Genomic DNA, 24,508 nt, shown 5'->3' with positions numbered 1-24,508 from the left:
TGGAAAGTCTCAGGCCGCCGCTTTCAGCGACGCCTTCTGCGCGGCGAAGGCCCAGTCGAGCCAGGGCAGCAGCGCCTCGAGATCGGATGTCTCGACCGTCGCACCACACCAGATACGCAGGCCGGGAGGCGCGTCGCGATAGGAGCCGATGTCATAGGCGACGCCTTCCTTGTCGAGCGCCGAGACCAGCCCCTTGGCGAAAGCCGCCTTACCGTCGGCGTCGAGCGCCGCCACATCGGCATCGGTGAAGGACAAGCAGACCGAGGTGTTCGACCGCGTCGCCGGCTGGACGGCGAGATGGCCGAGCCAGGAGGACTTGTCGACAAATCCGTCGAGCACGGCGGCATTGGCATCCGCCCTGGCGACCAGTGCATCGAGGCCGCCGATCGACTTCGCCCAGTGCAGCGCGTCGAGATAGTCCTCGACACACAGCATCGACGGCGTGTTGATGGTCTCGCCCTTGAAAATGCCCTCGATCAGCTTGCCGCCGGAGGTCAGGCGGAAGATTTTCGGCAGCGGCCATGAAGGCTTGTAGCCCTCCAGCCGTGCGACGGCGCGGGGCGACAGGATCAGCATGCCATGCGCGCCCTCGCCGCCCAGCACTTTCTGCCAGGAGAACGTGACGACATCGAGCTTTTCGAAATCGAGCTTTTGCGCGAAAGCCGCCGAAGTGGCGTCGCAGATGGTCAGACCCTTGCGATCCGCCGGGATGAAGTCACCATTCGGCACGCGCACGCCCGACGTGGTGCCGTTCCAGGTGAAGACCACGTCGCGGTCGAAATCGATCTTGGCCAGATCCGGCAATTCGCCATAGCCGGCCTCGAGCTTGCGCACGTCGGGCAGCTTCAGCTGCTTGACCACGTCGGTGACCCAGCCGGAGCCGAAGCTTTCCCAGGCGACCATGTCGACGCCGCGCTCGCCGAGCAGCGACCACAGCGCCATCTCGACGGCGCCTGTGTCCGACGCCGGTACGATGCCGATGCGGTAGTCGGCCGGAACCTGGAGGATTTCGCGCGTCAGCTCGATCGCCTGTTCGAGCTTGGTCTTGCCGATCTTGGCGCGATGAGAACGGCCGAGCGCGGCATTCTTGAGCGCCTCGACCGACCAGCCGGGGCGTTTTGCGCAAGGACCTGAGGAGAAATTGGGGTTTGCCGGACGGAGTCCGGGCTTCGTATGCGTCGTCATCGTGGTTCTATCCTTCCAGATAGTGGCCCCTCGTTGGGGAGGGGTGGCCCACGGACGGCGATATGCGTTCAGGCCTCGGGCGTCAAGAGGAAAGTTTTTGTCGCTGCCGGGATACCGGCAGTCCGCGATCAGGATCGCGTGATCTCAAACGCGAACGGCGGACCGCTGGGATCCGCCGCTAAAGTCTCGCCCGGTCCCTTGTCTACCAGAGATCGTAGCGCAGTCCGAGTTTGATCTGGTGATTGCTGATGCCCTTGTGGACCGGGAAGGAGGTCAGACTTGCGGCCGTGACATATTCGGCATCCGGGGCGGAGAAGTACTGATAGCCGAGGTCGACCGAAACGTTTTTCGACACCTGGTAGGCAAGGCCCGCATTCAGCGTATAGGCCAAGGAGTACTTCGTCTTGTCGTCTGTCTGGACGAAATCGTCGGTGGGGTCGCCATTGTTGGTGAAATAGTTGGCCGAGAGCTGGCGCGTGCTCTGTACGATACCAACGCCACCGCCCACATACGGGGTGATCCCGACATAAGTGCCAAGGTCGACATAGCCGTTGAGCATGAGCGAGTAGGCGTAATTCTTCAGGTTCGCCGATGCGACGGTAGAGGTTGCCGGCGGCACAACGCTCAGTGTATCGTCATAGCCAACGCCGATTTTGTTGCCTGGCAGATAGCCGAGATTGAGATCGGCGCGCAGATAGTCGTTGAAGTGATAGCCAAAGCCGATGCTGGCAAAGATCGGATCTTCTTTCTCGTCGAAGCTCGCCGGCGTGAAGGCGAAATCATCGTTCTTGAAGCTCTTCTGCACCAGATAAGAGACGTCGCCGCGCAGATACCAGCCGGAGCCGACCTCGACCGGCACATAGTCGGGCGCCTGATCGGTGTAGATCGGCGGATCGTAGTCGGCAGCGATTGCCGGCGTCAGCGGCAAGAGACCGAGTCCGGCAAGCGCCAGCACAATACGCGATGTGAGTGTCATAGTCCCGACTCCCGGATTTGACGACACCTGCGATCAACACGGCAGCCATCGTTTCAGGAAGCATTGTTAACCATAGTGGTTAAGTCACGGTTAAGGCTAATGGAGCGTTAGCGAATTCATTTCAGCTAATGCATGGCGCTCTAGATTGCCCTCCCTGTCCGGGCACTTCATTGGCGACAGCTCAAACGAAAACCGCCCGGTCGAGCCGGGCGGTTCGTGTATATTGGAGGCAGTAGATTTCTTGCTTGGAGATTTCTTACTTGGTGTAGACCGGCTCAGGTTCGGGCTGGTAGGCCACCACCGGTGCCGCGCACCCATTGTTGCCACCGAACTGATAGCGCAGGCCGCCGCGCACCTCGTGGGTGTTGATGCCGCGGTCGAAACCCGGGCCGGCGCTGCTCGCATCCCATTCGAACATGCGGCCGCCCTGAATATGGGAGAAACGATAGCCCGCATCGAGGATGATCTTGTCGGTCAAGCAGTAGGAGGCACCGGCCATCAGAGCATAAGCGAAGCGCCAGTTGGATGCTCCGGGGTTGGTCTCGGTGGTGTTCGGATCGTAGACGGTATCCCACTTGACGCGCGCGCCGCCGATACCGGCGCCGACATAAGGCGTGATGCCGTGCCAGGTGCCGATATCGACATAGGCATTGGCCAAGAGCAGCAGGGCGCTCATCTTCGACACTTCGGTCGACGTCGAGACGAGATCCGAGGTGCCGCCGTTGAAGTTCGACTTGAACCAGTAGTCGGCGGTCACGTCCGTGCGCAGGTGATCGTTGATCTTGTAGCCGACGCCGCCGCCGAGCGAGAAGCCGCCCTTGAGCTTGCCGTAATCGAAACTCTTGCCGCCCGGTATGACCGTACAATTACAGGGATCGATGCCGTAGGTCATGTAGTCGATGCCGCGCACATCGGACTTGTGATAGTCGATGTCGCCGCGGATATACCAGCCGCCGACGTCGACCGGCTGTTCGTAGACCGGTGGCGGTGCCTCTTCGACCTGCGGCTCAGGCAGGTCGGCTGCGAACACCGGCCAGGCCAGGCCCGCGAACAGCAACGCGAACAGGGCCTTTCTTGCTGTATTGAACATGCTTGTCACCCCTAGGAACCCTCGGAACGCGATCGCGGCCGAACGAGATTGGCTTTCAGGCGTGGATAATGAATTGGAAAAGTTAAAAGGCGTTTAACCCTGTCGATTAACCACGAATCTCTAAAATTCGAGGAATTGGGGAATGATTTCGACAAACAAGAAGACCGGTTCCGGCCAACAAAAAGCCCGCCTCAGGGGCGGGCTGGATGCGACGGCAGCGACGTAACGCCTGAGGGCACGGGGGAGGTCAGGCGGCGCTGCGGGTCTCCGAAATGACCTCGACAATGTCGTTGACGACGGCCTCCACCAGTTGCGGATCGTCGCCCTCGGCCATGACACGGATCAGCGGCTCGGTGCCGGACGGACGGATGACCAGACGCCCGGTCTTGCCGAGACGATTGCGCGCATCCTCGATCGCCGCCTTGACGGGAGCTTCCTCGAGCGGCTTGCCGCCGGCGATACGGACATTCTTCAAGAGTTGCGGCACCGGCTCGAACTTCTTCGACAGTTCGCTGACCGGGCGTCCCTGGCGCTTGATGCAGGCCAGCACCTGCAGCGCCGACACCAGGCCGTCGCCGGTGGTCGAGAAATCCGACAGCACGATGTGGCCGGACTGTTCGCCGCCGACATTGAGCCCATGCGCGCGCATATGCTCCACGACATAGCGGTCACCGACCTTGGTGCGGTGCAATTGCAGTTTCATGTCGCCGAGGAAGCGTTCGAGGCCGAGATTGGACATGACCGTCGAAACCACGCCGCCGCCGGCAAGCCGTCCGCTCTGGTGCCAGGACTCGGCGATCATCGCCATGATCTGGTCACCGTCAACGATCGCGCCATTCTCGTCGACGATGACGACCCGGTCTGCATCGCCATCGAGCGCGATGCCGATATCGGCGCGCACTTCATGCACTTTCTTCTGCAGGCCGGCCGGATGCGTCGAGCCGCATTCCTTGTTGATGTTGAAGCCGTTGGGTTCGACATTGATGGCCACGACCTCGGCGCCGAGCTCCCACAGCGCCTCGGGCGCCACCTTGTAGGCCGCGCCATTGGCGCAATCGACGACGATCCTGAGGCCCGAAAGCGACATCGAGCGCGGCAATGTACGCTTGGCGAACTCGATGTAGCGGTCATGCACGCCGTCGACACGCTTGGCGCGGCCAAGCCCGTCGGAATCGGCGAGTGTCAGTTCGATATCCTTGTCGAGCATGCTCTCGATGCGCTCTTCGATCTCGTCCGAAAGCTTGTAGCCATCCGGCCCGAACAGCTTGATGCCGTTGTCGTAATAGGGATTGTGCGAAGCCGAGATCATGACGCCGATATCGGCGCGCAGTGAACGCACCAGCATGGCGACGGCCGGGGTCGGGATCGGGCCGAGCAGGAACACGTCCATGCCGGCGGCGCAGAGACCCGCCACCATCGCATTCTCGATCATGTAGCCGGAAAGCCTGGTGTCCTTGCCCAGAACGACGCGATGGCGGTGGCTGCCGCGCTGGAACGAAAGGCCGGCGGCCATGCCGACCCGCATGGCGATTTCCGCGGTCATCGGAAACTTGTTGGCGCGCCCGCGAATGCCGTCCGTGCCGAAGTAATTCCCTGCCATGCGAGTTCAATTCCTGAAGGTTCTTCGCCGGGCATTTTAATGCCATAATTGACCGGCGCGCCATGATCACATTGTGTGATTATATGTTACCAATCCTTAGAAAATCATTGTTGTGCGCTGCACACAACAAGGCAGCAGCCCAACATGAAGGCACCGCGGCGCTGCAATATACCAGTTCTGCGAGCTATACGCCGCAGCTGCACGCGGAAAATCTTGTTCTTGACCCGGCAAGGGGCAATGATTTCATCACCTTATCGGGAGGAGCAAGCTTTGGGCGATATATACGCCACTTAGCATCTGGCGCAACCGACCGTTGAGCGTTATTGATTCGCTGGGACGTATAATGGGCTGCTGCAACGGAGAAACGCTATGCTCATCCACCGACTTGCCACTTTGACCGGCCTCGCCGTAGTGACGTTGTTCCTGGCCGCGCCAGCCAACGCACTGACGATGGCCGAATGCAGCACGAAGTATAACGCCGCCAAGGATGCGGGGACACTGGCCGGACAGACCTGGAACCAGTTCCGCAAGGCGCAATGCGGCACCGATGCCGCCGCCACCACGGACACCAAGCCGGCCGACACGAAGAAGGCAGCCGAAACCAAGCCGGCCAAGGCGGCCAAGGCAGCGGCCGCCGACGCGGGCGCCGCGAAAGGCCTGACGGCCAAGGAATGCAGCGCCAAGTACCAGGCGGCGAAGGCCGCCGGCACGCTGAACGGCATGAAGTGGAACGACTTCCGCAAGACCGAATGCGCCGCCGGCGCATCCGCCGCCGCTGACACCACCAAGCCGGCAACCACCAAGGCAGCCGCGGCTCCCGCCGAAGGCAAGGGCCTGACCATGGCCGAGTGCAGCACCAAGTACCAGGCGGCGAAGACGGCGAACACGCTGAAGGGCCAGAAGTGGAACGACTTCCGCAAAGCCGAATGCGGCGCCGCCGCCTCCGATGACGACAGCGTGCCAGCTCCGAGCGAAGCAAATTACACCAAGGAGCCGGCGAAGCCGACGACGGCTGCGCCCAAGGGCGTCACCTTCCCGTCCGCGATCTCGCCGAAATATGCCAGCGAGACCCCCGGAAAGGGCCGCATGCACACCTGCCTCGACCAGTACTATGTCCTCAAGGACGCCAATGCGCTTGGCGGCCTGAAGTGGATCCAGAAGGGCGGCGGCTTCTACAGCCTGTGCAATGCCAAGCTGAAGGGTTAAGCTACGCATTCCCCCCGGATCGATGAGGCATGAGCCGGTTGAGATCGAATTGAGTTAGACGGAAAGTCTGGCAAGGACAGGCAAAGGCCCGCGATGCATCTGCTTCGCGGGCCTTTTGTTGCTCGCGACGACGCCCGCGGGCCTTGCTCGCACTATCGCGGGAACTGTCGGCATCAATTCGCCCACACTGCCCACCGCCGGGCTTATCGCTAGCTCCCAAAGATTCCGATTGAACATATCGGGAACAAACAGTATACAAAAAGATGTCTAACTTGTTATCAACCGGGAGGATCTTATGCCCAATTTGAACTTGGCGGTATTGGCTGTGACGGCATCGGTTGCTTGGAGCGTCGCCCCTGCAAGCGCACTGACGATGAAGGAATGCGGCGAGACCTATCGGACAGCCAAAGAAGGCGGCACTCTGAACGGCATGGACTGGGCCGCTTTCCGCAAGGAGAAATGCGCGACGCCCGCTGCGGAGAGTGTCAGCGGGGATACCGTCAAAACCGCGCCGCAGCCGAAAAAGGAAACCGACGCGGCGGTCGCCCCCACTGTAGCGCCGGCAGGCGTGACATTCCCAACCACCCTCGCCGCCGAGTTCAAGACCGAAAAGCCCGCGAAGGCGCGGATGAAGACCTGCCTGCAGGGTTACCACGGCAACAAGGAGGCGGGTACGTTGAACGGCCTTCGCTGGATCCAGAAGGGCGGCGGTTATTACAGCCTGTGCAATGCGCGGCTGAAAGCTGAATCATAAAAATCGAATACCGCGGATGAAGCGGTCACGCAGACGTTGAGCCGTGATCCTCGGGCTTGTTCCCGAGGATCTGCTGTCCGCCCTGGCTCAGCTCGACGGCTGTGGCTCCATGCCGCCTTCGGGCTCGGGGCCTTTCTTGCGGCGGCCGCCGGACTTCGGCACGGCCGAGCCGCGGCTGGGCGGCGTGTCGTCGCCGAGGTCGCGCGCGGGCTTCTCGCCGGCGATCAATTGCTTGATCTCGTCGCCCGACAGCGTCTCGTATTCGAGCAGCCCCTGCGCCAGCGCGATCCATTCCTTCTTCTTCTTGGTCAGGATGGACTTTGCCGTCGAATAGGCCTCGTCGATCAGGCGGCGCACTTCGGCGTCGATGATCTGCGCGGTCTCTTCCGAGATGTTCTGCGTGCGCGCCACCGAATGGCCGAGGAACACTTCCTCCTGGTTGTCGCCATAGGCGACATGGCCGAGCTTGTCGGAGAAGCCCCAGCGCGTGACCATAGCGCGCGCCAGCTTGGTCGCCTGCTCGATGTCGGAAGAGGCGCCCGAAGTGATGTTCTCCTTGCCGAATTTGAACTCCTCGGCAACGCGGCCGCCCATCATGATGGCAAGGCGCGAGATCATGTACTTGTAGCTCATCGAGTAACGGTCGCCTTCCGGCAACTGCATGACCATGCCGAGCGCACGGCCACGCGGGATGATGGTGGCCTTGTGCAGCGGGTCGGCCGACGGCACGTTGAGCGCCAATATGGCGTGGCCAGCCTCGTGATAGGCGGTCAGCTCCTTCTCGGCCTGGGTCATGGCCGACGAGCGGCGCTCGGCACCCATCATGATCTTGTCCTTGGCGTCCTCGAACTCGGCCATGGTGACGAGGCGCTTGTTGCGCCGCGCCGCCATCAGCGCCGATTCGTTGACCAGGTTCATTAGGTCGGCGCCGGAGAAGCCCGGCGTGCCGCGCGCGACGACCTTGAGGTCGACATTGGGCGCCAGCGGCACGTTGCGCACATGCACCTTGAGGATCTTCTCGCGGCCGACGATGTCGGGGTTCGGCACCACCACCTGGCGGTCGAAACGGCCCGGACGCAGCAGCGCCGGATCAAGCACGTCGGGACGGTTGGTGGCGGCGATCAGGATGATGCTTTCGTTGGATTCGAAGCCGTCCATCTCGACCAGCAGCTGGTTCAGCGTCTGCTCGCGCTCGTCGTTGCCGCCGCCGAGGCCGGCGCCACGATGGCGCCCGACCGCGTCGATTTCGTCGATGAAGATGATGCAGGGCGCGTTCTTCTTGGCCTGGTCGAACATGTCGCGCACGCGGCTTGCACCGACACCGACGAACATCTCGACGAAGTCCGAACCCGAAATGGTGAAGAACGGCACATTGGCTTCGCCGGCGACCGAGCGGGCGAGCAGCGTCTTGCCGGTGCCGGGAGGGCCGACCAAAAGCACGCCGCGCGGAATCTTGCCGCCAAGGCGCTGGAACTTCTGCGGATCGCGCAGGAACTCGACGATCTCTTCCAGATCTTCCTTGGCTTCGTCGACGCCGGCGACGTCCTGGAAGGTGACGCGGCCATGCGCCTCCGTCAGAAGCTTGGCCTTCGACTTGCCAAAACCCATGGCGCGCCCGGATCCGGACTGCATCTGGCGCATGAAGAATATCCAGACGCCGAGGATCAGGATCATCGGCAGCCAGGAGATCAGGTAGCCGAACAGCGAATTGGAACCGTCGGTCTCTGGCCGCGCATTGATGGTGACGTTCTTGTCCTGCAACCGCGAGACCAGCTGGGGATCGCCGGGCGAATAGGTCTGGAAGCCGGTGGAATTGTCGGTGTAGGTGCCGGTGATGCGGGCGCCCGCAATGGTCACCGTCTTAACCCGGCCGGCCGCGACATCCTGCAAGAACTGCGAATAAGGCACATCGCTCGAAGCCCCGCGCGTCTGCGGCGTCTGGAACAGATTGAAGAGAGCGATGAGCAGGACCGCTATGATCGCCCAGAGCGCGAGGTTGCGATAGTTCGGATTCATCAATTGTCCCGTTGGCGTCCGCGCACGGACAGCATCATGAGAGGAAACTTGAGCCTAACATAGGGAGAGCGTCTCCCCTTGCCAAGCAGAACAGCATGTCTGGGTTAAGCTTTCGACCACCATCAATCGGCACCGTGGCCGCCCAATGGCGAAGCGGGAAGCGGTGACGCGCCGATCAGCTCGGCGACAGCCCGCGCCGGCGCCAGATCGAAGGACGGCAGAAAGCGGGAAAAAGGCGACACGACCGGTCGCGCAGCGAACGCTGGTGACCCCGGCTGACGCGGCGGCAAACCAGGGTTTTCAAGGGCTTGCCGCGATGTCGGTTCCGCGGCCATTGCGGCGCGCATCAGGCTTGCCGGGGTTTCTCCCTCATCGATCGCCAGCCGCCTCGCTGCTGTCGCACCCAACGGTGCGATCAACAATGCGCCGGGCCTGTCGTTCAATGTGATGTGGCGGCGGCCGTCCCAGACGGTGTTGTCGACAGCGATTGCGGCGGGCGGCAAACCCCGCGCCTCGCGGCGCAGGAAGAGGCCGGCACGCCGGAAATCGACCACCGTCCGCGACAATGTGGCGCAAAGAAATCCGGTCTTCAGCCGGCCCAACAGCGCCTCGCTGCGCGCCTGGTCCGGCAGGAAGGCCACGCCTCCGGCTGTGGCCATCAGGATGCGCAACGCATAGACGGCCGCCCGGTCGTCTTCCGCGGTCAGCAGAGCGGGATCGAGCCAGATGAGGCCCGTGCTCGGCTGGCTGGCGAAGCGATGGATCAGACCGGCTGCGCTGACGCCAAGCTGCCTGCGCTCGACGGCGGCCTGGCCGGCGAGCAGCAGCGCATTTTCCATATAGCCGACACTTTCGCCGGCAAGTGCTGCGCGCACGCGCGGCCGCTCGAAGGCCTCGTCGATATTGGTCGGGTCATCGGCCCAGCCGACATGTTCATGCCGCAAGAAATCGCGAAGCGCCGAGCGCCGCATCCCCAGAAGCGGCCGAACGATCCACTCGCGCCAATCATAGAGGGTGGCCGGCGCCATGCCGGCAAGCCCACGACCTGCCATGTCGGCGAGCTCCCGGTCCCGTGCATGCCGCATCAGCACCGTCTCGGCCTGGTCGTCGGCGGTATGACCGGTGACGATCAGGCCGATGCCTTCCGCGCGCGCCGCCTCGGCCAGCAGATGGTAGCGCGCTTCCCGCGCCGCCGCCGGCAGACCGGTCGATGGCTTGCGCCCGGACCACGTCAGGGTGCGGTGGGCAATGCCGCGCTCGGCGCACAACTTCGCCACGGCTTGCGCCTCGGCTGCCGAACCCTGACGCAAGCCATGGTCGATGGTCACGGCCAGCAGTTTCGCGGGCGATGCGGTTCGGTCGAGATACTGTTTGAGAAGGAGAAGCAGGGCGGTCGAGTCGCTGCCGCCGGACACGGCCGCAATGGCGCCGCGGGTAAAATCGATAGGCGAAAAAAGTCTGGTCGAAAGATCAGGCTCGGTATCGAGCATCAACGCATGTCGTCCAAAAACGGTCCCGGTCCCGGGACCAGGACATGCCTGGGAAAAATCAGCACGCAGCCAGGGCCTTCTCCTGCTTGACGCGTTCCTTGAGTGCATTGGAGATATCGGGGTAGCGCTTGCCGACTTCGCTGAAGGTGGCGCAGGCGACGTCGTGCTGCTTGAGGCCGACCAGTGACACGCCAAGCTTCAACAGCATGTCGGGCGCCTTCTTGGCCTTGGGGTAGTCCTTGCTGGCGGCGAGGAAGACCTCGGCCGCGTCGCGGTATTTCTGCTGGCCAAGCAGCGATTCACCCAGCCAGTAATGCGCGTCCGCCGCCTTCGCATCGCGCGGGAAGCGCGAGATATGATCGCGAAAACCCTGCTCGGCGGTGCCGTAGTCGCCCGACAGGATGAACTGATAGGAATTGCGGTAAAGCTCCTCCGGGTCGTTGGTGGAAGGCAGCGCCGCGACGATCGTTCCGTTGGACTTGCCGGCCTTGGCCGGGGCCTTGGTTGCCGGAGCAGCGTCTTGTGTCGGCGCGGTCGACTGGGTGTTGCCGCCGGCATCGATCACATTGCCGTTCTTGTCGACGGTAATGGAACCGAAGGTCTTTTCCGGGGCTCCCGTGCCGGGAATCACCTTGCCGGGGTCGCCATCGGGCGATTCGACGATGACGTCCTCGACCGTCTTGCCGCCCGCGGACTGATTGCCGCCGGGCGCGCCGGCATCGGCCGGAGCCTGGGTTGCCGGGGCCGCCGCGACGTCGGTGTTGGTGTCGGTGGTGGCATCGGATTTCTTCTGCGCCGGAGGCTGTCCGCCTTGTGCGCCGCCTTCAAGCTGCTGGAAGCGGAATTCGTTGTCTTCCTGCTGCTTGCGCATCTGTTCCTGCATCTGCAGGATCTGGAAATTGAGCTCTTCGATCTTGCCGTTCATCTGGCGCAGCTGGTCCTCGAGCCCGGTGGCGCCGGCGCCGTTCGACTGCTGCGCGAGCTGGACCTGGTCGGGTTTCTTCTTGTCGCCGAAGAGGCTCGGCAACTCGAGGCTCGGCAGATGGAAGGAAAAGCCGCTGTCGGTTGACTGCCCTGGGCCGCTTGCCCCCGGACCGTTTGCCAGGGCGGTGAAGCCTGATAGGAGCAGCGCCGCAAGCGTGCCGCTCAGAACCGATCTCAAATGCATGTGCCTCTCGCGGTGTGTCGTTAGTCTGTTCGCGCCTTCCAATCAGGATGGGACCAGCCAGGCGCCCTCGGCTCATAGCAGGACGCGAGACTTCGGCCAAATTTTGTTTCGGTCACCCGGATATGAAAAAGGCGGCCCGAAGGCCGCCTTTCGCGAAGCTGTGTTGCATTTTTGCCAGCCGGCGCGATCGCGTCTCTCGACGCGCGGCCAACTCAGGAACCGGCGCCGCTGAGCGTGGTAACGGCGCGGCGATTCTGCGACCAGCAGGAGATGTCGTCGCACACCGCGACCGGACGTTCCTTGCCGTAGGAAATGGTCTTCAGGCGGCTGGAAGCGACACCCTTGGAAACGAGGAAGTCGCGGGCGGCGGCGGCGCGGCGGGCGCCGAGCGCCAGATTGTATTCGCGCGTGCCGCGTTCGTCGGCGTGACCTTCGACGACGATGGCGTACTGCTTGTACTGGTTCAGCCACTGCGCCTGGCGGGCGAGCGTCGTCTGCGCATCCGCGCGGATCGAGGACGAGTCTGTATCGAAGAAGATACGGTCGCCAATGTTGACGGTGAAGTCCTGCGCCGAGCCGGGTGTTGCGGCGCCGGCACCGTTGAGGCCAAGATCAGCGGCGCTGTTGGGCGTCTTCTTCGAAGCGCAACCGGCGATGGCGAGCATCGCCACCAGCGCGATCATGGCCGGGTTTCTGGTAAGTGCTGCGATACGGCCCATGCCGCCTCTCCTTCGCATTTCGAGTGATTTCGTTGATCACCCAGTAACCACGTTTGGGTTAACCGGCATTCAAGAAACACGGTTAAAATTTGGTTTAGGCTGCCCGTCCGCAACCTTTTAAGCCAGGGTCACAGTTGGCGCGGACCCTAGGCGGAAATGCGGCCAAAACGCGACGAAGGCATGGAAAAGGGGCCGAAACGGCCCCTTTTCCGCATGTGTGGCAATTCGGCCGACGCTATTCCAACAGCGGCGACCAGGCGGGATCCGACGCGAAATTCGCCGTCGGAATCGGCTGCTCGTTGCGGCCGGTGAGGTCGACCGAAACCAGTTTCGGGCCGCCATTGGAGTCGCGGAAGAACATCAAGACGCGGCCGTTTGGCGCCCAGGTCGGTCCTTCCTGCTGGAAACCGGACGACAGGATGCGCTCGCCGGAACCGTCGGTCTTCATGACGCCGATCTGGAATTCGCCGCCGGTCTGCTTGGTGAAGGCGATAAGATCGCCACGCGGCGACCACACCGGCGTCGAATAGACGCCGTCGCCGAAGGATATGCGGGTCTGGCCCGAGCCGTCGGCGCCCATGACATAGATCTGCGCGCGGCCGCCGCGGTCGGAGGTGAACACCACCTTGCTGCCGTCGGGCGAATAGGAAGGCGATGTGTCGATTGCCGTCGAATTGGTCAGCCGCGTCGTCGAGCGGCTGCGCAGGTCCATGGCGAAGATGTTGGAATTGCCGTCGTCGCGCAGCAGGCTCATGATCACCTTCTGGCCGTCGGGCGAGAAGCGCGGCGCAAAGGTCATGCCGGGGAAATTGCCGACCAGTTCGCGCTGCCCGGTCTCGATCTGCAGGAGATAGACGCGCGGCTGGCCGCTCTCATAGGACATGTAGGTGATTTCCTGCCGGTTCGGCGAGAAACGCGGCGTCAGCACGATCGAGCGGCCGTCCGAGAGATAGCGGACATTGGCGCCGTCCTGGTCCATGATGGCCAAACGCTTCTTGCGCGCGTTCTTGGCGCCGGATTCGTCGATGAATACTACACGCGTGTCGAAATAGCCCTTCTCGCCGGTCAGCCGCTCGTAGATGGCGTCGGCGATGATGTGGGCGACGCGCCGCTGGTTGGCGTCGTTGGCGAAGAACTGCTCACCCGACATCTGCTGTCCGGCGAAAGTGTCCCAAAGCCGGTACTGCGCGCGGATGCGCCCATCGGCCTCCTTGCTGACGCTACCGGTGACCAGCGCCTGGGCGTTGATCACCTTCCAGTCGTCGAAGCGGGGTGCGGCATCCGGGTTCGAGATCTTCTCGATGAAGGCGCTCTTGTCGATCGGCGCGAACAGGCCGGAACGCTTCAGATCGGCGGTGACGATCTGGGAAATCTGCGCGCCAAGCGCGTCACCGCCCTGGAAATCCGTGATGGCGATCGGCAGCGGCTCGACATTGCCCTTGTTGACGTTGAGCTCGACGAGCGCCCATGCCGGCATGGGGACAATGGCGGTCATGCCCAGCGCCATGGCTGCAATCGTCAGGAGCGGCTTGAGGAAGGATCTCATATCTTCTCGCTTCTCTTCTTTTGATTGGTTGGGCGCCAGGCCTAGAGGCCGAGCATTTCCCTTGGATCGAAAGTGACCCGGATGTCGTTCCAGATGTCCTGCTTGCCGGCAGGAACCTGCAAGCCGGCCACGTCGCATTTCTGCACCGCGCGCACCGCGCTTTCATCGAACTGCCGGTTGCCGCTCGACTTTTCGACGGAGGGACGGCCATCGAGCTTGCCGGAGTTGTCGAGGTTGAAGCGCACGACGACGACGAAGTTCTCCGAGCCCTCGAGGCCAACCGGCAGCGTCCAGCACCCACCCAACTGGCTTTCCAGGGCGCCCTGCTCCGACTTCGACAGTTTCTGGCCCTGGTCCTTGTCGCCGCCGAGCGAGGCTTGCTGCGTAGAACGCTTGGCCCCGCCGCCGGAGGGCTTCTGCTTGTCGAGGAGCGCGGATATTTCGTTCGCGTTGAACTGCTTGTCGTCGGATTTCGGTTTCAACGACGCTTCCTTGACCGGCTTGTCGGCATCCTTGCGTTCAGGCGCCTTGGCGCTTTCGGCCTGTGCCGGCTGCGGCTTCGGCCGCGCTTCCGGCGCGGGCGCCGAGCTCGGCAATTGCGTCTCTTCGGTCGGCGGATCCTTGGCTATGGCCTCGGCGACGGCATCCGGCTTGACCTCGGGTGTCGGATCGATGGCTGCGGTCTTGTCCTGCGGCGGCGGGGTCGGCGCCGGCTTGGCCGGCGTCGGCTTCGGCTCGGTCTGCTTGACCGGCTCGGGCTTGACCTCTTCCTTGGGCGTCGGCGCAGGCGCCACTTCGGTCGCCGGAATGGGCTTCGGCTTTTCCTGCGGCTTCGGCACGTCCTCGGTCTTCGGCGTCTCTTTGGGAGTCGGCGCGGGCGGCGGGGCCGAGGTCATGTCGACGGGCTTCGGCTTGGCTTCCGGCGTTATCGGCTTGTCGGTATCGACGCTGTTTTCGCCGACCTTCTGCGACGCCGGCACGATATCCGGGCGCTGCGTCGGCAGTGGCGCCGGTTTTTCATGCATCACGGCCTTCTTGTCGCCCTGCAGCGTCTGCGCGATCGCCTCCATCGGCACGATATCGACCGCGACCGACTCGACATCGGCGGACGGGAGCGCGGCCGGCGCCGACAGGGTGAACAGGCCGAAGGCCAGCACCGCCGTGTGCAAGATCACCGATGTGGTGAGGCCGGTCTTCATCTTCTTGTCTACTGATCCTGTTCCTGCAGCGAAACCAGGCCGATATTTTTGTAACCGGCGGCCGAAATGCGGGCCATCACCTTCATCGCCGTGCCATAGTCGGTGGACTTGTCACCACGGATGAAGATGCGCTCCTCGTAACCGGTCTTCGAGATCGCCTGCAGCTTGGCCACCAGCTCTTCGATCGGGATCTCGGTTTCCTGGAGATAGATCTGGCCGGCGGCGTTGATCGAGACGGTGATCGGCTGCGTGTCGGCATTCATCGCCTTAGCCTGCGTGTCGGGCAGGTCGATCGGCACGCCGACCGTCAGCATGGGTGCGGCGACCATGAAGATGATCAGCAGCACCAGCATGACGTCGACCATCGGCGTGACGTTGATCTCCGACATCAGCCCATGGTGACGGCCGCGCCGCCTGTGGCCGCGCCCGCCGCGTCCCGCCATGCCTACGGACATACCCATCAGCTACTCCTCAGGCCTTCGGCGCGACTTTTTCATCGATTTGGCGCGAGAGTATGGCGGAGAACTCGTCGGAGAACCCTTCCATGCGCACCGCGAGCTTGCTCGCATCCGATGACAGCTTGTTGTAGGCGATGACCGCCGGGATGGCGGCGAGCAGGCCGATGGCCGTCGCCAGCAGCGCCTCGGCGATACCGGGCGCAACCACCGCGAGGCTGGTGTTCTTGGAGCCGGCAATGGCCTGGAACGACGTCATGATGCCGATGACCGTGCCGAACAGACCGATGAACGGGGCCGCCGAGCCGGTGGTAGCCAGGAAGCCGAGACGACCCTCCAGCTTCTCCATCTCGCGGGTCAGCGCCAGGTCCATCGCCTTGTCGATGCGGGTCTGGAGCCCGAGCGGCGTCTTGGCGCCCTTCTCAAAACTCTTCTTCCACTCGCGCATGGCGGCGACGAAAATGGCGCCCATGCCAGAGGTTTTGCGGTCGGCGAGCGTGCGGTAGAGCTCCTCCAGCGACTGTCCGGACCAGAAGACCTGCTCGAAGCGGTTCAGCGCCAGCCGCATGCGGCCATAGGCAACCAGCTTGTCGATGATGATCGCCCAGGTCCAGACCGAGGCGCAGAGCAGCCCGATCATGACCAGCTTGACCACCCAGCTGGCCTGCATGAACAGCGCCCAAATCGACAATTGCGCGCCCGGTTCGGCGAGTGCGATATTTTCCATCGTTACGTCCTTAAGATTTCCGGGCGAAGCTGGCGGCTGGCCCCTGGCATCCCTTGTGGTCGGTTCGCACGAAGCTACCGGACGCCCCAAACCGTGCCGTTAGCGGCCTTTTCAGGGCAAATATTGGTGAAAGGAAGGCGCTGGATAGCGCCAATCTTCACCAATCTCTTCATGAACCGTTATGGTTAAGGATGGGTTAGTGAATAAGGCGCGGCGCATTGCCGCGCCTGGTGGCGAGACCGATGCGCTTCCACTCCCTAGGAGTCCGTCTCATCCACGTGGTCGGTGGGGTAGTCCTGCCCGCCATAGAGGACGCGCGGGATCAGCACTTGCTGCCCGTCGACCCGGAACAGGATGGACGCACGCCGTTCAAAGCCGACAACCCGGATTCCGGATCCGATGGCATCGCGAACGGAGCCGCGTTCCGGGAACGTTGATAGCGCCATGCACGCGGCCTCGATCCTGTCGATATAGCCACCGGCGCGCGCGGCACCGCTTTCCTTTTCGATGTAATTGTAAATGGCAAAGAGGTCGGACTGCGCCGAAGGTCTGAAAACGACCCTACGCGTCACGCTTGGCGACCTTCAGGCAGTCTGCATGATGCTCGCGCAATGCCTTGAACACGTCCTCGGCCGGGATATCCGGGCGAGGATCGTCAAGAGCTTCCTGCACCTTGGCTCGCATGATGGCGGTGATGACCTGCTCCTCGCGGTCAAGGGCGCGAAGCGCGGCACGCATGACTTCGCTCGCGGAATCATAAGCTCCCGACGCCAAGCGGGCGTCCAGGCTGCTTTGCTGGCGGCCGAGCGTCACGCTTATGGGTTTGCTGGTTCTCATGGCGAATGTCTTCCCTGTCCTACCTTGTAGCACAATGTATGACACTGTCATACCATTTTCAGGAGGCACACAAGCTCCGTTGTCGGGCCAACCGTTTAATCAGGCGAAACACGAAACTTGGGCATGAACGCCGCGACCCATTCCTTGGGAAAGCGCCGCGGTCGTCCATTCTCGCCGATGATCGCCGCCTCGACCTTGGCTTCGACCAGCACCTCGTCGCCGCGCTTGAGCTGCTGCGCCATGAAGATTCGCGCGCCGGAAATGGTGTCGGTGCGGGTGTCGACGGTCAGGATGTCGTCGATGCGGGCGGGGCTGCGGAAATCGATCTCCATGCGCCGCACCACCCAGACGATCTTCTCGCCATGCTTGCCGTCGGCGAGCTCCGTGTGATGCACGCCGGTGAGCCTGAGATAGTCGGAGCGGCCGCGCTCGAGGAATTCGAGATAGCGCGCATGGTAGACGACGCCGGAGAAATCGGTGTCGGCATAATAGACCCGCGCCATCAGCCGGTGGCCGAACGCCGTCAGCGCGCCGGAAAGCCCGGCCAGCAGCGTCGCCGATTCACCATGATCGTCCATTGCGCTTCCTTTTTAAGTCCCGACGAGGCACCTGTTCTCCGCGCGACAAAGCATCGGATGGCACCGTTGACGGCGATGATCAAGAGTTTGATGGCGGCGCTGCTGGTGCTCATGGCCTTGGTGCTGCCTGGCCAGGCAGCGACTTTCACGATGAAGCGCGGCCTCAATCTCGACCAGTGGGTCACCTGGCCCGGCGAGGATCAATGGGGCGACGCCAGGACCATACTGCCCTATCCGGAATGGCGCAAATTCCTTGGAGATGACGATCTCAGAGCGCTCAAGGAAGCAGGCTTCGATTTCCTGCGTATGCCGGTAGACCCGTCGCCTTTCCTGTCCGACCAGACAACGGCGCTGCGCCATGACCTCTATGCCAGCGTGCTGGACTCGGTGCGCATGATCAACCGTGCCGGCCTGAAGGTGATCGTCGACATGCACCTGATCCCGGCCGGCGGCAGCCGCAAGATCGGCATGGCGCAGGTGATGGATGATCCGCGGACCTTTGACCGCTACGTCGACATGGTGCGCAAGATGGCCCGCACCCTGGCCGGCGAAGATCCGGGCCAAGTCGCCTTCGAGCTTATGAACGAACCGATCGTCGACTGCGACAGCGACGGCGCAAGCCTGTGGCCGGACCGCCAGCGCGAATTGTTCGCCGCGGCACGATCGTCGGCTGGGAAACTGACGCTGGTGCTGACCGGCGCCTGCTATTCCGCCGCCTCGTCCCTGGAGAAGATCGATCCCAAGGCGATCCCCGACGACAATGTCATCTGGACCTTCCACTCCTACGATCCGTTCCTGCTCACCCACCAGGGCGCGACCTGGGCCGGCGACTTTATCCCCTATGTGACCGGCCTGCCCTATCCGCTTGATGCCGTGCCGAATGCGCAGCTCGACGTGGCGCTCGACACCATCCGCGCCCGGATCAAGGCCGAGGCGCCGTGGACGCGGCAGAGCGGGCTGCTTGCCTATCTCGACGAACAGGTCGCCAGCATGGACAGCCCCGACAAGCTGCTCGGCCTGATGGACGCGCCGTTCAAAAGGGTCGAGGCATGGGCGAAGGCCAACGGCATCAAGCCCGAAAACATCACGCTGGGCGAGTTCGGCATGATCCGCCAGGAATACGGCAATGCCTATGTGATGCCGGCGCCGTACCGCGCCGCTTACGTCAAGGACATGATCGCCCGCGCCGAGGCGCATGGTTTCTCATGGTCGGTGTGGAGTTATGGTGGCGCCTTCGGCATCGTCGATGCCTTCAATGGCGACAAGGTCGAGCCGGATGTGATGGACGTGATCCGCTCGCTTCACTGAGAGCTGTTGTTCAGATCATCCGAGGTCGATCTGCAGGATCTCCGGCCGCACGCCGAAGCGCACCGGCATGATGCTGAAGCCGAGCCCACCTGAGACGATCAAATTGCGGTCGTTCTCGACGACGTGGCCATACGCGTAGCGGTTGCCGAAACGCGACGGCACGACAGGCGAATAGCCGAACAATCGCACCTGCCCGCCATGGGTGTGGCCCGACAAGGTCAGCGAAACCCGCGACGGGACGGTCGGAAAGATATCAGGCTCGTGGGCGAGCAGGATGATCGGCGCGGTGTCGCCAACCTTGGCCAGCGTGCCGTCGAGATCGTCGAGCCCCCTGAACCCGTCGCCCTTCCTGGCCGGCAGCAACGCCAGCTGATCGGCCAGGCCGGCGATCCAGACACCATGGCCATCCTTCTCCAGGCGAACGACATCGTTCTCCAGCACCGGGATGCCGACCTTTTCCAGCGCCTTGCGCGCAATGGTCGGGCCGGCTCCGGCGCGCTGCGCGAAACCATCGTTCCACCAATCGTGATTGCCGAGGATCGACAGCACGCCGAGCGGCGCCTTGAGGCCCGACAGCGCGGACGCCCATTGCGATGGCGTCACCGGCCCCGTCACCAGCGGCATGCCGGCAATATAGTCGCCCAGCAGCACGATGAGGTCCGGCTGCAGTGCATTGGCGTCTTCGGTGAGCGAAGCAATCCGTTCCTGCGTCATCCAGGGCCTGCAGGCATGGATATCGGCGAGCGCCACAACCCGCAGCTTCAGGCCATCAGGCCAGTGCGGCGGCGTCAGCGCGTAGCGCTTCACATGGGTCAAGAGCATCGGCTCGATGCCGACCGCATAGGCGCCGAGCGCGGCAGCCGTCAGGAACGACCCGCCGATGAAGCGCAGGAACCCGCGTCTGGTTATCATGGACTGGCTCCCGGCCCCTCGATCGCAGCGGTTGCCCGCACGCGTCCGATAAAATCTACGATTACGCTGGCAAATCGGCGAAGACGCGCAGATTTTGCGCAAGACGGGTCACATATCCTTGATCGATGGTCTGGGAACCCGCGCCTGAACGGTTGGGGGCTATTCTTCCTGGAACAGGTTGATCTGCTGCTGCGCCAAATCCTTCGGCGCATCGAGGCCGAGATGGCGCCAGGCATTGGCCGTCAGCATGCGGCCGCGCGGCGTGCGCTGGATGAAACCCTGCTGGATCAGATAGGGCTCGATGATGTCCTCGATGGCGTCGCGCGGCTCGGACAGCCCAGCGGCGATCGTCTCGATGCCGACCGGACCGCCACCGAAATTGCGGGCGATCATCGAGAGATAGCGGCGGTCGAGCGCATCGAGCCCGAGCGCGTCGACCTCCAGCCGGGTCAATGCCTCGTCGGCGATCAGGCGATCGACATGGCCGTCGCCGGCGACCGAGGCGAAGTCGCGCACGCGGCGCAACAGCCGCCCCGCGATGCGCGGTGTGCCGCGCGCGCGCCGCGCGATTTCCAGGGCGCCGTCGTCGCCGAGCGGCATTTGCAGGATGCGCGCGCCGCGCCGCACGATCTGCTCCAATTCCTCGACCGTATAGAAGTTGAGCCGCACCGGAATGCCGAACCGGTCGCGCAGCGGATTGGTGAGCAGGCCAAGCCGCGTGGTGGCGGCTACGAGCGTGAAACGGGCGAGGTCGATCTTGACCGAACGCGCCGCCGGCCCCTCCCCGATGATCAGGTCGAGTTGGAAATCCTCCATCGCCGGATAGAGGATTTCCTCCACCGCCGGGTTCAGCCGATGGATCTCGTCGATGAACAGCACGTCGCCTTCTTCGAGATTGGTCAGCAGTGCCGCGAGATCGCCGGCCTTGGCGATGACCGGTCCGGAGGTCGAGCGGAAATTGACGCCGAGTTCACGCGCCATGATCTGCGCCAGCGTCGTCTTGCCCAGCCCCGGCGGTCCGACGAACAGCACATGGTCGAGCGCCTCGTTGCGGCCCTTGGCGGCCTCGATGAAGACTTTGAGATTGGCCCGCACCGCCGCCTGGCCGACAAAGTCGGCGAGCGTCTGCGGCCGCAAGGTCTGATCGGCATCCTCGCCGCGTTTTTCCGGCGCAATGAGACGGGGCGACAGGCTCATACTGTCTTCCTTGCATATGGCAAGAGGAGGGACAAGCGAGCCCTCACCGCGCCAGTTCCTTCAGCCCGAAGCGGATCAGCTTCGAGGCATCCGCGTCCTCGCCTGCCGTCTTCAGTGCCGCGGCCACCGCATTGGCGGCGGTGTCGCGCGAATAGCCGAGATTGACCAGTGCCGAGACCGCGTCGGTGATTGGGGCCGGGGCGACACCTTCACCGAGTTCCTGCTTCAGGCCGATGGTGCCGGAGGCGGCGCCCGCATAGGCGGGCGCCTTGTTCTTCAATTCGGTGACGATGCGCTCGGCCACCTTCTTGCCGACGCCAGGCGCGCGGGAAACCATGGCGATGTCGCGCAGCGCGATCGCATTGGCGAGGTCGGCCGGCGCCAGCGTCGACAGGATGGCCAGCGCCACCTTGGCGCCGACACCCGGCACATTGTTCATCAGCAACCGAAACCACTCGCGCTCAAGCTGCGACTGGAAACCATAGAGGCGCAGCATATCCTCGCGCACATAGGTCTCGATGAACAGCACCACCGCTTCGCCGGGCGAAGGCAGCGCTGCCAGCGTGCGCGCCGAGCAATAGGCGACATAGCCGACGCCGTGGATGTCGACGAGGCAATGATCCTCGTCGATCTCGTCCAGCGTGCCCTTGAGCTTGCCTATCATGCCGGGTCTTTCATGGAAGATGGGCCCTCATGGGTGGGTTTCCGGAGAAATGATGTCGAGGTCGGGAAAGTAACTGCGATAACGCGCGGCGTCGCGGGTCAAAAGACGATGCCCGGCAACGGTTGCATGAGCGCCGATAAAGAAATCAGGCAAGGTCCTTTCCCTGATGCCACCGGCCCGGCGATAGCGGGAATGCGTGACGCCGGCAAGGAATGCCGCGTCCCAGGGCACAAGTTCGCGATCCATCTCCAGCATGTCGACGGCTTTTCGAAGTGCGGCCTCTGTCGCGATCAGCGGTGCTAACTCGGACCAGATGATCGAATTGACGACCAACGCACCGTCGCGGCGGCAGAAGGCGATAGCCGATGCCGACCATTCTTTCATCGGCCCGGCTGGTCCCCAAACGTCGATCAGGACATTTGTGTCAATCAACGTCGAGATCTTCACGCGGCCCCCTCAACCACTCCATGTATTGGTCGGTGGTCATGCCCCCCAGGTCCAACGTCCCCTCCATCCGGTCGAGGACATCTTGGAGCCTGCGCAATTTCTCCTCCTCGGAGAGGTTCTCGTTGACGGCAACCAGCTGAACGCCCCCGTCGGTGGCCACGAACTCCACCTCGGAACCCGGACCGATGCCCAGATGGTCCCTTATCGGCTTGGGGATTGTCACTTGCCCCTTGGTGGTGACGCGCATGGTAATACCTCCAAGGTATTACTTATCCGCTCAACGTGAACAAGTCAAGAACATCGCTAGCCGGCAAGCGCCATCCGGTAGGCGGCGCTCTGGCGGTGATGCGCGTGGCAAATCGCGATGGCCAGCGCGTCGGCGGCGTGTTCGGTATCGAAGGTCGCTTTCGGCAGCAGCACCTTCACCATCATGTGGATCTGCTTCTTGTCGCCATGGCCGACGCCGATGACCGCCTTCTTCACCGCATTGGGCGCGTATTCGGCGACGACAAGGCCGGCACGCGCCGGCACCAGCATGGCGATGCCGCGCGCCTGGCCGAGCTTCAGCGTCGCCACGGCATCCTTGTTGACGAAAGTCTGTTCGACGGCCGCCTCATGCGGCATTGCCGCATGCAGGACTTCGGCGAGCCCGTCATGCAATTGGCAGAGCCGCGTCGCCAGCGCCGCCTTGTCCTCGGAGCGCACGGTGCCGGACGCGACGAAGCGCAAGGAATTGCCGAGGCTCTCGACGATGCCCCAGCCGGTGCGTCTGAGCCCCGGATCGATGCCGATGATGCGAATCGCGTCCCCCATCCGGTCACTTTACCTCCGGGGGACAGCGATGCCAGCGAAATGTGAACAAACCGGAAACGGAGGCCTGTCGAGCTGGAAATATTCCGAAGCCGCTCAGTTGCGGGCGAACGCCGTGTTGAGCAGGCTGATCTGGTCGGAAACCGGATTGGGCCGGCGGCCCATGGGCTGCATGTCGACTACCGCGCCGGCGCCGTAGATCTCGTCGTCCATGCGGCGCACCAATGCCTGCAGGCGAAGCGAGCGGTTGACCAGGTCGAGGAACTCCTCGGGCAGTTCGGCCCAGCCGGCGGCTTCGTCATGCGCGGAAGCGGTATCGAGGCGCACCTTGGACTTTTCCGAAGCGACCTGGTCGCGGGTCATCTCGCCGGAATTGGCCGCGCGCTGCAAAAGCAACCAGGAGGCAACCTGCATCAGCCTGGTCGTCAGCCGCATCGATTCGGCCGCGTAGAGCGTGGCCGCCAGGCGCGACAGCTTCTTGGCCTCGGCACGGCCCTTGCCGTCGAGATACTCGGCCGCCTGTTCGACCAGCCCCATGCCTTCCTGGTAGAGCGGTTTGAAGGAATGCGAAAAAACCCGGCGCTCCGCCAGTTTGACGGTTTTCGCACTGCCCTTCGAAGGCTCGTTCATTGATACGCCCCTGCACTTGCAACCGGCCGATTCGGTTCACTGCCGATACACCCGGCACCCTATCTGACTGAAGCTTGAAAATGCGCTTCGCCGGGGGTGAAGGCAAGCACATGTTTAACAGAAGGTTAACAGCGGACCGACACCCGGCGTGCCACCGGAATGCGGACAAAAAAAGAGCCGCGGATAAGGCGGCTCTCAGGAGTTTAACAGGGAGGCGTCAAACAAAGTGGCTCCAACCACTCGGTAAGAATCCAGATCACTGGATGCGCATAGTAAACGCCTGTAAAGCTTAATGAACCTTTAACGGCACCGATGTTTTTTGACCGAACACCCCATTCCTGTGCCGTAACAGCACAGACCCGAAGCTCGCTTCAGGCTCAGGCTTTCTTCCAGACCACCGGCAAAGCGATGAAGGCAAACAGCAGCATGCCGGCATAGAAGCCGATCGAGGCTATCCCCAGCAGCGGTTCTATTGCGGGCGTACCGGCAAGCAGAATGAAGAGGCCGATCATGAGCCCAATTCCGCTGATCGCGGTCAGCCAGAAGTGTACGACGGCGATCGTCTTTAGCCCGACCGTAGGAAACAGATGGTAGAAGAAGGCAAAGACCGCCGACATCAGCCAGCCTGCCACCATAATGTGAGCGTGAGTCGGCATCTGGCCATGGTCTTCGCTGATCGCCATATGGATGCCGAGCGCCATGCCGCACAGCGCATAGATGATGGCCAGCGTGAAGAAATTGCGTGCTACCCCTTGCATAATGTTCCCCCTCATTGCCTCTTCCCGTTGCGGGAATGGGTTGATCGTCCGGCGTCTGCTGTCGCCACCGGGCTCCCGGCCTCGGCGCACTAGCATCGGTACTGTTTCCAGACGATGTCGCGCTCCCCCTGACGCATCCGACAATAGCAGAAAATGAAGCCGCGCATCGGTGGTTGTCGAGAATCAGCGCTGATCGAAAACCGCCGAAACAAAAGCTGTTTTTCCGCGACATCGTG

26 protein-coding genes are annotated in these 24,508 nt (G+C 62.9%); 3 read left to right on the top strand and 23 right to left on the bottom strand.

Annotated features, from left to right (window positions below):
• Nucleotides 1-9: 9 nt before the first annotated feature.
• The 4 genes from JG747_RS06405 to glmM form a co-directional block, all read right to left on the bottom strand.
• Entirely contained in the window at nucleotides 10-1,185 is a 1,176-nt protein-coding gene (locus tag JG747_RS06405; protein ID WP_202361395.1) for a phosphoserine transaminase, read from the bottom strand.
• A 202-nt stretch (nucleotides 1,186-1,387) separates the two neighbouring features.
• Entirely contained in the window at nucleotides 1,388-2,161 is a 774-nt protein-coding gene (locus JG747_RS06400; RefSeq protein WP_064981221.1) for an outer membrane protein, read from the bottom strand.
• A gap of 256 nt (nucleotides 2,162-2,417) precedes the next feature.
• Complete coding sequence (locus tag JG747_RS06395) at nucleotides 2,418-3,251, bottom strand: outer membrane protein (protein WP_038650246.1); 834 nt, start codon at nucleotides 3,249-3,251, stop codon at nucleotides 2,418-2,420.
• A gap of 247 nt (nucleotides 3,252-3,498) precedes the next feature.
• Complete coding sequence (gene glmM / locus JG747_RS06390; RefSeq protein WP_019861728.1) at nucleotides 3,499-4,851, bottom strand: phosphoglucosamine mutase; 1,353 nt, start codon at nucleotides 4,849-4,851, stop codon at nucleotides 3,499-3,501.
• 369 nt (nucleotides 4,852-5,220) lie between these two features.
• Here glmM and JG747_RS06385 point away from each other — a divergent pair, with 369 nt between their 5' ends.
• Both JG747_RS06385 and JG747_RS06380 read left to right on the top strand, forming a co-directional pair.
• Entirely contained in the window at nucleotides 5,221-6,057 is an 837-nt protein-coding gene (locus tag JG747_RS06385) for a hypothetical protein (protein ID WP_019861729.1), read from the top strand.
• Nucleotides 6,058-6,352: 295 nt separating this feature from the next.
• The gene (locus JG747_RS06380) at nucleotides 6,353-6,811 is read left to right on the top strand and encodes a hypothetical protein (protein ID WP_083246448.1); all 459 of its coding nucleotides are present in this window, start codon (nucleotides 6,353-6,355) and stop codon (nucleotides 6,809-6,811) included.
• An 87-nt stretch (nucleotides 6,812-6,898) separates the two neighbouring features.
• Here JG747_RS06380 and ftsH read toward each other — a convergent pair whose 3' ends face one another.
• From ftsH to ybgC, 11 genes are all read right to left on the bottom strand, one after another.
• Nucleotides 6,899-8,827 (bottom strand): ATP-dependent zinc metalloprotease FtsH, encoded by a 1,929-nt coding sequence (gene ftsH, locus JG747_RS06375; RefSeq protein WP_019861731.1) that lies wholly within the window; start codon nucleotides 8,825-8,827, stop codon nucleotides 6,899-6,901.
• A 122-nt stretch (nucleotides 8,828-8,949) separates the two neighbouring features.
• Entirely contained in the window at nucleotides 8,950-10,317 is a 1,368-nt protein-coding gene (tilS, locus tag JG747_RS06370) for a tRNA lysidine(34) synthetase TilS (RefSeq protein WP_202361394.1), read from the bottom strand.
• Nucleotides 10,318-10,375: 58 nt separating this feature from the next.
• Nucleotides 10,376-11,485 carry a tol-pal system protein YbgF gene (gene ybgF / locus JG747_RS06365; protein ID WP_202361393.1) on the bottom strand — a complete coding sequence of 370 codons (1,110 nt, stop codon included), beginning with the start codon at nucleotides 11,483-11,485 and terminating at the stop codon, nucleotides 10,376-10,378.
• 212 nt (nucleotides 11,486-11,697) lie between these two features.
• Entirely contained in the window at nucleotides 11,698-12,204 is a 507-nt protein-coding gene (gene pal, locus JG747_RS06360) for a peptidoglycan-associated lipoprotein Pal (RefSeq protein ID WP_202361392.1), read from the bottom strand.
• Nucleotides 12,205-12,439: 235 nt separating this feature from the next.
• On the bottom strand, nucleotides 12,440-13,711 hold the full coding sequence (gene tolB, locus JG747_RS06355; RefSeq protein WP_223217914.1) for a Tol-Pal system beta propeller repeat protein TolB: 1,272 nt from the start codon (nucleotides 13,709-13,711) through the stop codon (nucleotides 12,440-12,442).
• An 80-nt stretch (nucleotides 13,712-13,791) separates the two neighbouring features.
• The gene (locus JG747_RS06350; RefSeq protein WP_202361391.1) at nucleotides 13,792-14,949 is read right to left on the bottom strand and encodes a cell envelope integrity protein TolA; all 1,158 of its coding nucleotides are present in this window, start codon (nucleotides 14,947-14,949) and stop codon (nucleotides 13,792-13,794) included.
• Nucleotides 14,950-14,957: 8 nt separating this feature from the next.
• Complete coding sequence (tolR, locus tag JG747_RS06345) at nucleotides 14,958-15,410, bottom strand: protein TolR (RefSeq protein ID WP_027047494.1); 453 nt, start codon at nucleotides 15,408-15,410, stop codon at nucleotides 14,958-14,960.
• A 10-nt stretch (nucleotides 15,411-15,420) separates the two neighbouring features.
• Nucleotides 15,421-16,131: a protein TolQ gene (gene tolQ, locus JG747_RS06340; RefSeq protein WP_019861737.1), complete on the bottom strand. Its 711-nt coding sequence runs from the start codon at nucleotides 16,129-16,131 to the stop codon at nucleotides 15,421-15,423.
• A gap of 257 nt (nucleotides 16,132-16,388) precedes the next feature.
• A complete protein-coding gene (locus JG747_RS06335; protein WP_202361390.1) occupies nucleotides 16,389-16,703 on the bottom strand; it encodes a type II toxin-antitoxin system RelE/ParE family toxin in 315 nt (104 codons plus the stop codon).
• Nucleotides 16,693-16,968 carry a type II toxin-antitoxin system ParD family antitoxin gene (locus JG747_RS06330; RefSeq protein WP_202361389.1) on the bottom strand — a complete coding sequence of 92 codons (276 nt, stop codon included), beginning with the start codon at nucleotides 16,966-16,968 and terminating at the stop codon, nucleotides 16,693-16,695. The genes JG747_RS06335 and JG747_RS06330 overlap by 11 nt, the downstream gene beginning before the upstream one ends.
• A gap of 95 nt (nucleotides 16,969-17,063) precedes the next feature.
• Nucleotides 17,064-17,546, bottom strand: a complete 483-nt coding sequence (gene ybgC / locus JG747_RS06325) for a tol-pal system-associated acyl-CoA thioesterase (protein ID WP_019861740.1) — start codon at nucleotides 17,544-17,546, stop codon at nucleotides 17,064-17,066.
• 57 nt (nucleotides 17,547-17,603) lie between these two features.
• On the opposite strand from ybgC, the gene JG747_RS06320 reads away from it, so the two are divergent.
• Nucleotides 17,604-18,854: a glycoside hydrolase family 5 protein gene (locus tag JG747_RS06320; protein WP_202361388.1), complete on the top strand. Its 1,251-nt coding sequence runs from the start codon at nucleotides 17,604-17,606 to the stop codon at nucleotides 18,852-18,854.
• Nucleotides 18,855-18,869: 15 nt separating this feature from the next.
• On the opposite strand, the gene JG747_RS06315 is transcribed toward JG747_RS06320, so the two are convergent.
• The 8 genes from JG747_RS06315 to JG747_RS06280 all read right to left on the bottom strand — a co-directional run bounded on the left by JG747_RS06315 (nucleotide 18,870) and on the right by JG747_RS06280 (nucleotide 24,272).
• Nucleotides 18,870-19,766, bottom strand: a complete 897-nt coding sequence (locus JG747_RS06315; RefSeq protein WP_202361387.1) for a metallophosphoesterase — start codon at nucleotides 19,764-19,766, stop codon at nucleotides 18,870-18,872.
• 159 nt (nucleotides 19,767-19,925) lie between these two features.
• Nucleotides 19,926-20,963 carry a Holliday junction branch migration DNA helicase RuvB gene (gene ruvB / locus JG747_RS06310; RefSeq protein ID WP_010912034.1) on the bottom strand — a complete coding sequence of 346 codons (1,038 nt, stop codon included), beginning with the start codon at nucleotides 20,961-20,963 and terminating at the stop codon, nucleotides 19,926-19,928.
• A 43-nt stretch (nucleotides 20,964-21,006) separates the two neighbouring features.
• Nucleotides 21,007-21,627, bottom strand: coding sequence for a Holliday junction branch migration protein RuvA (ruvA, locus tag JG747_RS06305; RefSeq protein WP_038650268.1), 621 nt, complete (start codon nucleotides 21,625-21,627; stop codon nucleotides 21,007-21,009).
• 27 nt (nucleotides 21,628-21,654) lie between these two features.
• Nucleotides 21,655-22,074 carry a type II toxin-antitoxin system VapC family toxin gene (locus JG747_RS06300; RefSeq protein WP_069090355.1) on the bottom strand — a complete coding sequence of 140 codons (420 nt, stop codon included), beginning with the start codon at nucleotides 22,072-22,074 and terminating at the stop codon, nucleotides 21,655-21,657.
• Complete coding sequence (locus tag JG747_RS06295; RefSeq protein WP_019861745.1) at nucleotides 22,052-22,321, bottom strand: AbrB/MazE/SpoVT family DNA-binding domain-containing protein; 270 nt, start codon at nucleotides 22,319-22,321, stop codon at nucleotides 22,052-22,054. Before JG747_RS06295 ends, JG747_RS06300 begins: the two co-directional genes overlap by 23 nt.
• Before the next feature lie 56 nt (nucleotides 22,322-22,377).
• Nucleotides 22,378-22,887, bottom strand: a complete 510-nt coding sequence (gene ruvC, locus JG747_RS06290; RefSeq protein WP_010912038.1) for a crossover junction endodeoxyribonuclease RuvC — start codon at nucleotides 22,885-22,887, stop codon at nucleotides 22,378-22,380.
• 93 nt (nucleotides 22,888-22,980) lie between these two features.
• Nucleotides 22,981-23,514: a protease adaptor protein RcdA gene (rcdA, locus tag JG747_RS06285; protein WP_038650276.1), complete on the bottom strand. Its 534-nt coding sequence runs from the start codon at nucleotides 23,512-23,514 to the stop codon at nucleotides 22,981-22,983.
• A 377-nt stretch (nucleotides 23,515-23,891) separates the two neighbouring features.
• The gene (locus JG747_RS06280; RefSeq protein WP_019861748.1) at nucleotides 23,892-24,272 is read right to left on the bottom strand and encodes a hypothetical protein; all 381 of its coding nucleotides are present in this window, start codon (nucleotides 24,270-24,272) and stop codon (nucleotides 23,892-23,894) included.
• Nucleotides 24,273-24,508: the final 236 nt, after the last annotated feature.

The sequence above is a fragment of the Mesorhizobium sp. 131-3-5 genome, assembly GCF_016756575.1.
In the GTDB taxonomy this organism is placed as follows: domain Bacteria; phylum Pseudomonadota; class Alphaproteobacteria; order Rhizobiales; family Rhizobiaceae; genus Mesorhizobium; species Mesorhizobium jarvisii.
Note: the sequence above shows the minus strand (reverse complement) of the source record. Positions and strands in the feature narration are given on the sequence as shown.

Excerpts from the sequence above, each read along its gene's own strand:
- JG747_RS06320 (WP_202361388.1), top strand. The coding sequence starts at position 17,604 with ATGGCACCGTTGACGGCGATGATCAAGAGTTTGATGGCGGCGCTGCTG.
- JG747_RS06395 (WP_038650246.1), bottom strand. The coding sequence starts at position 3,251 with ATGTTCAATACAGCAAGAAAGGCCCTGTTCGCGTTGCTGTTCGCGGGC.
- tilS (WP_202361394.1), bottom strand. The coding sequence starts at position 10,317 with ATGCTCGATACCGAGCCTGATCTTTCGACCAGACTTTTTTCGCCTATC.
- JG747_RS06280 (WP_019861748.1), bottom strand. The coding sequence starts at position 24,272 with ATGCAAGGGGTAGCACGCAATTTCTTCACGCTGGCCATCATCTATGCG.
- JG747_RS06380 (WP_083246448.1), top strand. The coding sequence starts at position 6,353 with ATGCCCAATTTGAACTTGGCGGTATTGGCTGTGACGGCATCGGTTGCT.
- tolQ (WP_019861737.1), bottom strand. The coding sequence starts at position 16,131 with ATGGAAAATATCGCACTCGCCGAACCGGGCGCGCAATTGTCGATTTGG.
- ruvC (WP_010912038.1), bottom strand. The coding sequence starts at position 22,887 with ATGGGGGACGCGATTCGCATCATCGGCATCGATCCGGGGCTCAGACGC.
- ftsH (WP_019861731.1), bottom strand. The coding sequence starts at position 8,827 with ATGAATCCGAACTATCGCAACCTCGCGCTCTGGGCGATCATAGCGGTC.
- pal (WP_202361392.1), bottom strand. The coding sequence starts at position 12,204 with ATGGGCCGTATCGCAGCACTTACCAGAAACCCGGCCATGATCGCGCTG.
- ruvB (WP_010912034.1), bottom strand. The coding sequence starts at position 20,963 with ATGAGCCTGTCGCCCCGTCTCATTGCGCCGGAAAAACGCGGCGAGGAT.
- JG747_RS06295 (WP_019861745.1), bottom strand. The coding sequence starts at position 22,321 with ATGCGCGTCACCACCAAGGGGCAAGTGACAATCCCCAAGCCGATAAGG.
- glmM (WP_019861728.1), bottom strand. The coding sequence starts at position 4,851 with ATGGCAGGGAATTACTTCGGCACGGACGGCATTCGCGGGCGCGCCAAC.
- JG747_RS06400 (WP_064981221.1), bottom strand. The coding sequence starts at position 2,161 with ATGACACTCACATCGCGTATTGTGCTGGCGCTTGCCGGACTCGGTCTC.
- JG747_RS06330 (WP_202361389.1), bottom strand. The coding sequence starts at position 16,968 with ATGAGAACCAGCAAACCCATAAGCGTGACGCTCGGCCGCCAGCAAAGC.
- JG747_RS06385 (WP_019861729.1), top strand. The coding sequence starts at position 5,221 with ATGCTCATCCACCGACTTGCCACTTTGACCGGCCTCGCCGTAGTGACG.
- ybgC (WP_019861740.1), bottom strand. The coding sequence starts at position 17,546 with ATGGACGATCATGGTGAATCGGCGACGCTGCTGGCCGGGCTTTCCGGC.
- JG747_RS06315 (WP_202361387.1), bottom strand. The coding sequence starts at position 19,766 with ATGATAACCAGACGCGGGTTCCTGCGCTTCATCGGCGGGTCGTTCCTG.
- ybgF (WP_202361393.1), bottom strand. The coding sequence starts at position 11,485 with ATGCATTTGAGATCGGTTCTGAGCGGCACGCTTGCGGCGCTGCTCCTA.
- rcdA (WP_038650276.1), bottom strand. The coding sequence starts at position 23,514 with ATGAACGAGCCTTCGAAGGGCAGTGCGAAAACCGTCAAACTGGCGGAG.
- JG747_RS06405 (WP_202361395.1), bottom strand. The coding sequence starts at position 1,185 with ATGACGACGCATACGAAGCCCGGACTCCGTCCGGCAAACCCCAATTTC.
- JG747_RS06350 (WP_202361391.1), bottom strand. The coding sequence starts at position 14,949 with ATGAAGACCGGCCTCACCACATCGGTGATCTTGCACACGGCGGTGCTG.
- tolR (WP_027047494.1), bottom strand. The coding sequence starts at position 15,410 with ATGGGTATGTCCGTAGGCATGGCGGGACGCGGCGGGCGCGGCCACAGG.
- ruvA (WP_038650268.1), bottom strand. The coding sequence starts at position 21,627 with ATGATAGGCAAGCTCAAGGGCACGCTGGACGAGATCGACGAGGATCAT.
- tolB (WP_223217914.1), bottom strand. The coding sequence starts at position 13,711 with ATGGCGCTGGGCATGACCGCCATTGTCCCCATGCCGGCATGGGCGCTC.